Annotated in this window: 14 protein-coding genes; 13 read left to right on the top strand and 1 reads right to left on the bottom strand. The window is 62.7% G+C overall.

The features are described from left to right. From FQK05_RS17590 to rplP, 12 genes are all read left to right on the top strand, one after another. The coding region (locus FQK05_RS17590; RefSeq protein ID WP_456064406.1) for an EF-Tu C-terminal domain-related protein at positions 1-123 on the top strand (123 nt) is incomplete at its 5' end. Between the two features lie 277 nt (positions 124-400). Beyond that, positions 401-715 (top strand): 30S ribosomal protein S10, encoded by a 315-nt coding sequence (gene rpsJ, locus FQK05_RS17585; RefSeq protein ID WP_121068457.1) that lies wholly within the window; start codon positions 401-403, stop codon positions 713-715. A gap of 18 nt (positions 716-733) precedes the next feature. Further along, on the top strand, positions 734-1,462 hold the full coding sequence (gene rplC, locus FQK05_RS17580; RefSeq protein ID WP_158969277.1) for a 50S ribosomal protein L3: 729 nt from the start codon (positions 734-736) through the stop codon (positions 1,460-1,462). After that, the gene (gene rplD, locus FQK05_RS17575; RefSeq protein ID WP_158969226.1) at positions 1,459-2,076 is read left to right on the top strand and encodes a 50S ribosomal protein L4; all 618 of its coding nucleotides are present in this window, start codon (positions 1,459-1,461) and stop codon (positions 2,074-2,076) included. The genes rplC and rplD overlap by 4 nt, the downstream gene beginning before the upstream one ends. Next, positions 2,073-2,369, top strand: coding sequence for a 50S ribosomal protein L23 (locus tag FQK05_RS17570; RefSeq protein ID WP_158969224.1), 297 nt, complete (start codon positions 2,073-2,075; stop codon positions 2,367-2,369). Before rplD ends, FQK05_RS17570 begins: the two co-directional genes overlap by 4 nt. A gap of 209 nt (positions 2,370-2,578) precedes the next feature. Further along, positions 2,579-3,052 carry a DUF4279 domain-containing protein gene (locus tag FQK05_RS17565; RefSeq protein ID WP_158969222.1) on the top strand — a complete coding sequence of 158 codons (474 nt, stop codon included), beginning with the start codon at positions 2,579-2,581 and terminating at the stop codon, positions 3,050-3,052. A gap of 440 nt (positions 3,053-3,492) precedes the next feature. Beyond that, complete coding sequence (locus tag FQK05_RS17560; RefSeq protein ID WP_158969220.1) at positions 3,493-3,882, top strand: SHOCT domain-containing protein; 390 nt, start codon at positions 3,493-3,495, stop codon at positions 3,880-3,882. An 804-nt stretch (positions 3,883-4,686) separates the two neighbouring features. Continuing rightward, entirely contained in the window at positions 4,687-5,529 is an 843-nt protein-coding gene (gene rplB / locus FQK05_RS17555) for a 50S ribosomal protein L2 (protein WP_158969218.1), read from the top strand. A gap of 3 nt (positions 5,530-5,532) precedes the next feature. Then, positions 5,533-5,811 (top strand): 30S ribosomal protein S19, encoded by a 279-nt coding sequence (gene rpsS / locus FQK05_RS17550; RefSeq protein ID WP_158969216.1) that lies wholly within the window; start codon positions 5,533-5,535, stop codon positions 5,809-5,811. Positions 5,812-5,814: 3 nt separating this feature from the next. Then, entirely contained in the window at positions 5,815-6,195 is a 381-nt protein-coding gene (gene rplV / locus FQK05_RS17545; RefSeq protein ID WP_158969214.1) for a 50S ribosomal protein L22, read from the top strand. Further along, on the top strand, positions 6,195-6,926 hold the full coding sequence (gene rpsC, locus FQK05_RS17540) for a 30S ribosomal protein S3 (protein WP_158969212.1): 732 nt from the start codon (positions 6,195-6,197) through the stop codon (positions 6,924-6,926). Before rplV ends, rpsC begins: the two co-directional genes overlap by 1 nt. A 17-nt stretch (positions 6,927-6,943) precedes the next feature. Next, positions 6,944-7,357, top strand: a complete 414-nt coding sequence (gene rplP / locus FQK05_RS17535; RefSeq protein WP_158969210.1) for a 50S ribosomal protein L16 — start codon at positions 6,944-6,946, stop codon at positions 7,355-7,357. A gap of 108 nt (positions 7,358-7,465) precedes the next feature. On the opposite strand, the gene FQK05_RS17530 is transcribed toward rplP, so the two are convergent. Further along, entirely contained in the window at positions 7,466-8,149 is a 684-nt protein-coding gene (locus FQK05_RS17530; RefSeq protein WP_158969208.1) for a hypothetical protein, read from the bottom strand. Positions 8,150-8,372: 223 nt separating this feature from the next. Between FQK05_RS17530 and FQK05_RS17525 the strand changes: the two genes are divergently transcribed. Next, positions 8,373-8,993 carry a 2OG-Fe(II) oxygenase family protein gene (locus FQK05_RS17525; protein ID WP_158969206.1) on the top strand — a complete coding sequence of 207 codons (621 nt, stop codon included), beginning with the start codon at positions 8,373-8,375 and terminating at the stop codon, positions 8,991-8,993. Positions 8,994-9,077: the final 84 nt, after the last annotated feature.

Genomic DNA, 9,077 nt, shown 5'->3' with positions numbered 1-9,077 from the left:
GACAACGTCGGCTTCACGGTCGAGCTGATCGCGCCGATCGCCATGGAAGACGGCCTGCGCTTCGCCATCCGCGAAGGCGGCCGCACCGTCGGCGCAGGCGTCGTCGCAAAGATCATCGAGTAATCGGGATCGCCCGACGCTGCGATGTGCAAACAGTCGTTGACTTCCGCAGGGAAATCGACGACAGGGCGCCTTCGGAACGTCAGGCACCACGGCCAAGACCGCGTCGGGCGGGGGTCTACCTCGCCTGAACGGGCACCAGATACCGGGCCGCCGCAAGGCACATCCGGAAGACTGACTCTGAAGGGTCGGGGCAACCCGGCTCTCGGGTTCGACGAGGGCCGGCGGAGAAATCCGCCGGTCGTCCTATCAACTCCAACAGCCTGAAAGGGCGAGAACAATGCAAAGCCAGAATATCCGTATCCGGCTCAAGGCGTTCGATTACCGCGTGCTGGACGCCAGCACCCAGGAGATCGTCAACACCGCCAAGCGGACCGGTGCCACGGTGCGCGGGCCGATCCCGCTGCCGAACAAGATCGAGAAATTCACCGTTCTGCGTGGCCCTCACGTCGACAAGAAGTCGCGTGACCAGTTCGAGATCCGGACCCACAAGCGTCTTCTCGACATCGTCGATCCGACCCCGCAGACCGTTGACGCGCTCATGAAGCTCGACCTCGCCGCCGGCGTGGACGTCGAGATCAAGCTGCAGTCGTAAGGCCGGAGGTACATGAACATGCGTTCCGGAGTTATCGCCAAAAAAGTCGGGATGACCCGCCTCTTCATGGAAGACGGCAAGCAGATCCCGGTCACCGTTCTCCTGCTCGACAACCTTCAGGTCGTCGCTCAGCGCACCAAGGACAAGGACGGTTATACTGCTGTCCAGCTGGGCGCCGGCACCGCCAAGGTGAAGCGCGTGAGCCAGCCGATGCGGGGCCATTTCGCCGCCGCAAAGGTGGAGCCCAAGCGCAAGCTGTGCGAGTTCCGCGTGACGGAAGACAACATGATCGAAGTCGGCGCCGAGATCTCGGCCGAGCACTTCCTGGCCGGCCAGAAGGTCGACGTGTCGGGTACCTCGATCGGTAAGGGCTTCCAGGGCGGCATGAAGCGGCACAACTTCGGGGGCCTGCGGGCATCCCACGGTGTGTCGATCAGCCACCGCTCGCACGGTTCGACCGGTCAATGTCAGGATCCGGGCAAGGTCTTCAAAGGCAAGAAGATGGCCGGCCACATGGGTGCCGTGCGTGTCACCACGCAGAACCTCGAAGTGGTCAAGACCGACGCCGAGCGTGGCCTGATCATGATCAAGGGCGCCGTGCCCGGCTCCAAGGGTGGCTGGGTCACCGTCAAGGATGCAGTGAAGAAGAAACTTCCCGAAGGTCTGCCGACCCCGGCGGGGCTGAAAGCTGTCGCAGCTGCAGCCGCACCGGCCGAGGAAGCGCCCGCGGAAGGGGGTGAAGCATGAAATTCGATGTGATCAACCTCGACGGCGGCAAGGCCGGCGACATCGAGCTGGACGCGGAGCTGTTCGGCCTTGAGCCGCGCGCCGACATCCTGCACCGTGTCGTCCGCTGGCAGCGCGCCCGGGCACAGGCCGGTACGCACAGCACGCTGGGCCGGTCGGAAGTGTCGTACTCGACCAAGAAGATCTATCGCCAGAAGGGCACGGGCGGCGCACGCCACGGCTCGCGCAAGGCGCCGATCTTCCGCAAGGGCGGCATCTACAAGGGCCCCACGCCCCGCAGCCACGAGCATGACCTGCCGAAGAAGTTCCGCAAGCTGGGCCTGAAGCACGCGCTGTCGGCCAAGGCCAAGGCGGGCGAGCTGGTGGTCATCGAAGCGGCCGAAGCCGAAGGCAAGACCGCCGCGCTGGCCAAGCAGGTCGCAAACCTGGGCTGGAAGCGCGCGCTGATCATCGACGGTGCTGCCGTGAACGAAGGCTTCCTGAAGGCTTCGCGCAACATCGAGGGCCTGGACGTGCTGCCCAGCATGGGGGCCAACGTTTACGACATCCTGCGTCGCGACACCCTGGTGTTGACGAAGGCAGCTGTCCAAGCCCTGGAGGAGCGTCTGAAATGAGCGCGAAGCCGGAACATTACGACGTGATCCGCAAGCCGATCATCACCGAAAAGGCGACGATGGCTTCCGAGAACAACGCAGTGGTCTTCGAAGTGTCGATCGACAGTTCGAAGCCGCAGATCCGCGAAGCGGTCGAGGCGCTGTTCGGCGTGAAGGTCAAGGCGGTCAACACCGCGATCACCAAGGGCAAGAACAAGGTCTTCCGCGGCCGTCCCGGCAAGCGCAAGGACGTGAAGAAGGCCTATGTCACGCTTGAAGAAGGCAACACGATCGACGTGACCACCGGTCTCTGAGATCCGCCGTTGCGAACAAGATCGAAGGCCCTGCCGGCAACGGCGGGGCCTTTTCCATTGGCGTGGCCTTATCCGTGCAACGGTACACGCATCGTAGGGCGGGGTTTACCCCGCCGCCCCCGGTCGCGGCGGGGTAAACCCCGCTTTACGCATTGCCACACGTAGCCCTGCGGGGCACACTGGTGGTCTGTAGAAAAGGTGCTCGTTTCATGTGGCCTCCCACTCTGGATCGGCAGTATGCCTACTTCCGTGTCACTGGCTTGTTTGATCCGGCCGATGTGACAAAGGCTATCGGCATCGAACCCACTGAAGCCTGGGCCGTCGATGACAAATACAGCCGGAACGGACGCTCGTTTTCCCGTCACAGTTCTAAATGGACTTTGGGCAGCGGTCTGGATGACACACGTCTTCTGGACGATCATCTGGAGGCGCTGCTGTTTCGGCTTGAGCGTCGCTATTCAGGTGTCTTGCAGGCGTCGACATTGGGGCATTTGCAGTTTGTATGTGTCAGTTACTCATACCAGTCTTTCAGCTGGGAACTCGATTTCAGGCACCAGCAACGCGCCACAGCTCTGCACATCGGTTTCTGGATCGACAGCTACGGTCATGGCGACGTCCACGAAGAAGTGGTCGAGTTGCGCGAACAGTTGGGCCTTCGTGGATCGGACATGGAGGAGCGATAGGCTGGCCGATCCCCGCGCGCCCTTCCGCAGCCAATAGCCTCAGAAAACATGAGGCCGTTTTTCGCCTGTTCCAAGAACCTGCCGCTCTCTGTATCCATCAGCACGGCGGTCCGCTCTTGCGAGGCCTTGCCCCATGGTCCGCGATGGCGCACTTCTGTTGCGAGGTGGTGCAGGCAAGCAGTTGTTCATCATTAGGATTGCGCTACTGCCGCTCAAGCCTGTTGTCCCGAAAGCGGGCGGAACATCCTGGACGCCGACGAAGGCGCTTGCGGCTGGGATGGTGCGTGGGGACCACGCACCCTACGGGCGTCAGGCGGTATGGTAGGGGGGTGTTCCGCCGCCATGAACGGTTCAGGATTTGGTATCCTCCGTTCCACGGACCGGGTAATACGTGAATGCGACAGCGCCGGTTCGGCGCGGAACAGGGAAATGGGTGCGCAATGGAAAACGGTTTCGGTATTTTTCACGTCTTCTGGTCGATCTTCTGGCTGTTCCTGATGATCGCCTGGTTCTGGGTGCTGATTTCGGTGGTGGCCGACATCTTCCGCTCGAAGGACCTGTCGGGCGTCGCCAAGGCGCTCTGGGTGGCGTTCGTCATCCTGCTGCCGTGGCTTGGGGTTCTGGCCTACATCATCGTCCGCGGCGGCAAGATGGAGCAGCACCGGCTCGACTTCCAGAAGGAGATGGAGACGGCGCAGAAGGAATACATCCGGTCGGTCGCCAATGTGTCTGCGGCGGACGAGATCGAGCGTCTGGCCAAGCTGAAGGACAATGGCCACCTGTCGGAAGAGGAGTTCCAGGCGCAGAAGGCTAAGGTGCTGGGCACCTGACCGCGTAGGGCGGGGCGCTCTCTGCAGAGGGGACCAACCGCATGGCCCGGGGATCGTTCCTGGGCCGGATCGGGCCTGGAAGACAATGCGTGGGGGGCCACGCTCCTTACTGCAAACGGGCTGGCGCAGTTCCGGCGACAGTGGGGGCGAACCGGTGTTTGGTTTGTCGGCGGACGATTTGGCAAAGATCAATCCTTATGCACTTCTGACGGTGGTCGGTAGGCTGGCCCTCGCTGTCCTGTTTGCGTTCGCGGCGGCGATCCTGATCGAATTTGCTTATGCATCTGCACAGGTGCGTCTCCGCTGGCCACCCGAACTTGAGTATCTGTTCGGAATTCCGTTGGTGGGCCTTACAGCGATATGGGCGTTCCGGGGCTTCTGGCCACGATTGCTTGTTGGCTGTGGCGCTGCTTCCTGTTTGCTATACCGGCATACTTTGGGGGGCTTTTCTGGGCTTCGGCGAACTCTGGTGATGCCGCAGATCCAACGATCGGATCGGCGGATGCCGCATGTCCCCGTCCGGCGTTCGCAGTACGGCCAGATTAGGCCCTAGACCTTACATTCTTCATCTGCTAGGTCCCGCCAACCACCACGGCCCCGGATTCGATCCGGGGTTCGTTGTTTTGGTCAGGTCATGGTGCGTGGCAACCACGCACCCCATGGCTGGACCGACCGGCGCGCGGAAACGGGCGCCTTGTAACCGGGGACCTTCGGGGCCCTATACCCTCGGCCGACGCCTGCAAGGGCAGGGCCGCAAACATAGGGGGACGCAAGTTCCCCAACGCTAAACGGAAGACAGAAAGCATGGCACTCAAGTCGTATAAGCCGACGACGCCGGGCCAGCGCGGGCTGGTGCTGATCGACCGTTCGGAGCTGTACAAAGGACGCCCCGTCAAGGCCCTGACCCAGGGTCTGACTGGCAAGGGCGGCCGTAACAACACCGGACGGATCACGATGCGCCGCCGTGGCGGGGGCGTGAAACGCCTCTATCGGATCGTCGATTTCAAACGGAACAAGTTCGATGTGGCCGGCACGGTCGAGCGCATCGAATACGACCCCAACCGGACCGCGTTCATCGCGCTGATCAAATACGCCGACGGCGAGCTGGCCTATATCCTGGCCCCGCAGCGTCTGGCGGTCGGCGATCAGGTGATCTCGTCCAAGAAGGCAGACATCAAGCCGGGCAACGCGATGCCGTTCTCGGGCCTGCCAATCGGTACGATCGTCCACAACATCGAGATGAAGCCCGGCAAGGGCGGCCAGATCGCGCGCGCCGCAGGCACCTATGCGCAGTTCGTCGGCCGCGATGGCGGCTATGCGCAGATCCGCCTGTCCTCGGGGGAACTGCGTCTGGTGCGCCAGGAATGCATGGCCACCGTCGGTGCAGTGTCGAACCCCGACAACTCGAACCAGAACATCGGTAAGGCTGGCCGCAACCGGCACAAGGGGCGTCGTCCCCATGTCCGCGGCGTTGTCATGAACCCGATCGACCACCCGCACGGCGGTGGTGAAGGCCGGACCTCGGGCGGCCGTCACCCTGTGACGCCGTGGGGCAAGCCCACCAAGGGGGCGAAGACGCGCAATCGCAAGAAGGCGTCGTCCAAGCTCATCGTCCGTTCGCGGCACGCCAAGAAGAAAGGGCGCTAATCCATGACTCGCTCTGTTTGGAAGGGCCCCTTCGTCGACGCTTACGTGCTTAAGAAAGCCGAAGCGGCGCGCGAATCGGGTCGTAACGACGTCATCAAGATCTGGTCCCGTCGGTCCACCATTCTGCCCCAGTTCGTCGGGCTGACCTTTGGTGTGTACAACGGCCAGAAGCACATTCCCGTCTCGGTGACGGAAGACATGATCGGTCAGAAGTTCGGTGAATACTCGCCGACGCGGACCTATTACGGTCACGCCGCCGACAAGAAAGCGAAGCGGAAGTAAGCCATGGGCAAGGAAAAGAACCCCCGCCGCGTGGCAGACAACGAAGCAATGGCCAAGACGCGCATGCTCCGTACCTCGCCGCAGAAGCTGAACCTGGTGGCCGCCATGATCCGCGGCAAGAAGGTGGAACAGGCCCTGACGGACCTGACCTTCTCGAACAAGCGGGTCGCGCTGGACGTGAAGAAATGCCTTCAGTCCGCCATCGCCAATGCCGAGAACAACCACAACCTGGACGTTGACGAACTGATCGTCGCCGAAGCCTGGGTTGGCAAGGGCCTGGTCATGAAGCGTGGCCGTCCGCGGGCACGTGGCCGTTTCGGGCCGCTGAAAAAGCCGTTCTCGGAAATCACCATCAAGGTGCGTCAGGTCGAGGAGCAAGCCTAATGGGACAGAAAGTCAATCCGATTGGCATGCGCCTGCAGGTGAACCGCACCTGGGACAGCCGCTGGTATGCCGACACCAAGGATTACGGTGATCTTCTTCTGGAAGACATCCGGATCCGTGACTTCATCAAGGAAGAGTGCAAGCAGGCCGGTATCGCCCGCGTGATCATCGAGCGTCCGCACAAGAAGTGCCGCGTCACGATCCACACGGCACGTCCCGGTGTCATCATCGGCCGCAAGGGCGCCGACATCGAAGTGCTGCGCAAGAAGCTCGCCTCGATGACCGACAGCGAACTGCACCTGAACATCGTCGAAGTCCGCAAGCCCGAGCTTGACGCTCAGCTGGTGGCCGAGTCGATCGCGCAGCAGCTGGAACGCCGCGTGTCCTTCCGTCGTGCGATGAAGCGTTCGGTCCAGAACGCGATGCGCATGGGGTCGCTGGGCATCCGGGTGAACGTCGCCGGCCGCCTGGGCGGTGCCGAGATCGCACGGACGGAATGGTATCGCGAAGGTCGCGTGCCGCTTCACACCCTGCGGGCCGACATCGACTATGCGACCGCCGAGGCATCGACGCCGTACGGGATCATCGGGATCAAGGTCTGGCTCTTCAAGGGCGAGATCATGGAACACGATCCGTCCGCACGCGACCGCCGCACGCAAGAGCTGCAGGACGGGCCGGCGCCGCGCGGTGCTGGTGGCGGCAATCGCCGCGACCGTGACCGCGATCGCTGAGCTGAGGAGACAGGAAAATGCTTCAGCCAAAACGCACCAAGTTCCGCAAGATGCACAAGGGCCGTATCCACGGCGAGGCAAAAGGCGGATCGGACCTCAACTTCGGCACCTACGGCCTGAAGGCGACCGAACCGGAGCGGATCACCGCTCGCCAGATCGAAGCCGCCCGCCGGGCCATGACGCGTCACATGAAGCGTCAGGGCCGCGTCTGGATCCGGATCTTCCCCGACACCGCGGTGTCGTCGAAGCCGACCGAAGTCCGGATGGGTAAAGGTAAAGGTTCCGTCGACTATTGGGCGGCCAAGGTCAAACCCGGCCGGATCATGTTCGAACTGGACGGCGTGTCGGAAGACATCGCACGCGAGGCCCTGCGCCTGGCCGCGATGAAACTGCCGATCAAGACCCGGGTCGTGGTCCGCGAGGACTGGTAAGGCGGCGCGTGGATCCCACGCCCCCTGACCGACAAGATCAAGGAACCCCCGCCGAGAAATCGGCGGGGGTTTTTCGTTGCGGCGACTGGTGCGTGGGAACCACGCACCCTACGGCAGGCCCCAGAAGTCGTTCGTTGTTTCACTGGCGAAGAAGCCTTCGAAGTACTGGGCCGGAGAGGCCCGCTCTAGGCTTTGCGCGGTCTGGCAGACCAGTGTGTAGTGATAGTCGATGTAGATCGTGGCGAAGATGGAATGGTCGTCGGTCCACCATTGCGCCGGGTTGTACAGGTCGGCGCGATCTTGGAAGGCGCTGATCGGCATGTGGCCGGTGTCGCTTCCGAAATGGTCGGCGATGTTGACATTTGGTTGGTCGAGGGCCGTCAGGAAATGGAAGGTGGCCAGATCCATGGGCGGGGTCGAATGGCCTTCGTCCGGGGGATAGATGTCGCGCGCCGCGCAGTCCGACATCAGGCGGGCCGTGTCGCCCGGGGCCGAAAGTTCGGGGGCCAGGTTTCTTGACCCCGTAAGCCTAAGGGCGCGGTTGACGTATCTAATGTCAGGGAATTCGCAGTTCCTGGCGACTTCGGACCAGGTCACGGCGCATTCTTCGGGATGACGGGACGCATGGGCCAGGACGTCGTCCGGGATCCAGTTCCCGTTTTTCCACCTTGAGTGCCCGATAACGCGCAGGAAGGGAGGCAGGGCCACGAAGACGGACACGAAGTCGCGGCCGAACCACTCCAGATAAGGGACTTCGTCCGTTTCGGGGTAGGAATAGGGCGGGCGGTTCATCGGGACGCGGACATGCCTGTGAAGGTTTGCACCGATGCTAGCGCAGGGGGCGTACGTGCGGTAGCTGCGATTGGTTTTCGGTTGCGGCGACCGGTGCGTGGGAACCACGCACCCTACGGCAGGTTTCGGGACCTTGTCGCAGGCGAGTGCGACGGGCGCCGGCGCGGCGGAGGAGGGCGATAGGCCCTCGCGCGAAGCGTGCGGGGGATGTATCAGGCAGGCCATGGCACAGATCGATTCCCTTTTCGTCACCCGTCTTTACCGCGCGTCCCTGACCGAGCTTGGGGACAGCTTCGATCCGGCAGAGCTGGAGAATTCCTGCTATTCCATCGCCGACGACGACGAGGCGGGGCAGGAGTGGTGCGAGGAGAACGACTATGCCGGGTACACGTCCTATGCCTCGCTGACGGATCTGCCCTGGCGGTTCCCGATTTTCGCCGACCTGGTGGCGATCCTGGACAAGCATGTCGCGGCCTTCATCGCGGACCTGGAATTCGATCTGGACGGCCGCGAGGTCAAGCTGGAAGATATCTGGATCAACATCCTGCCGGAAGGCGGGATCCATACCAGCCACATCCATCCGCACTCGGTGATCAGCGGCACGACCTATGTTGCCGTGCCGGAAGGGGCCAGTGCCATCAAGTACGAGGATCCGCGGTCGGCCATGATGATGGCGGCGCCGACCCGGAAGAAGGACGCGCGGCGCGAGCTGAAGACGTTCATCTATGAAAAGCCGAAACCTGGCGACGTTCTGCTGTGGGAAAGCTGGCTCCGGCACGAGGTGCCGATGAACATGGCCGAAGACGACCGGATCAGCGTCAGCTTCAACTACAGCTGGGCCTGACGGCGTTGGGGGCGCAATCAGCCCCCACGAGCGACAGCCTGCCCTTTGCCGGGACGGCAAGATCCGCCCGGCGCCTGACGGGCG

The sequence above is a fragment of the Chachezhania sediminis genome, from assembly GCF_009765275.1.
Lineage (GTDB): Bacteria > Pseudomonadota > Alphaproteobacteria > Rhodobacterales > Rhodobacteraceae > Chachezhania > Chachezhania sediminis.
Note: the sequence above shows the minus strand (reverse complement) of the source record. Positions and strands in the feature narration are given on the sequence as shown.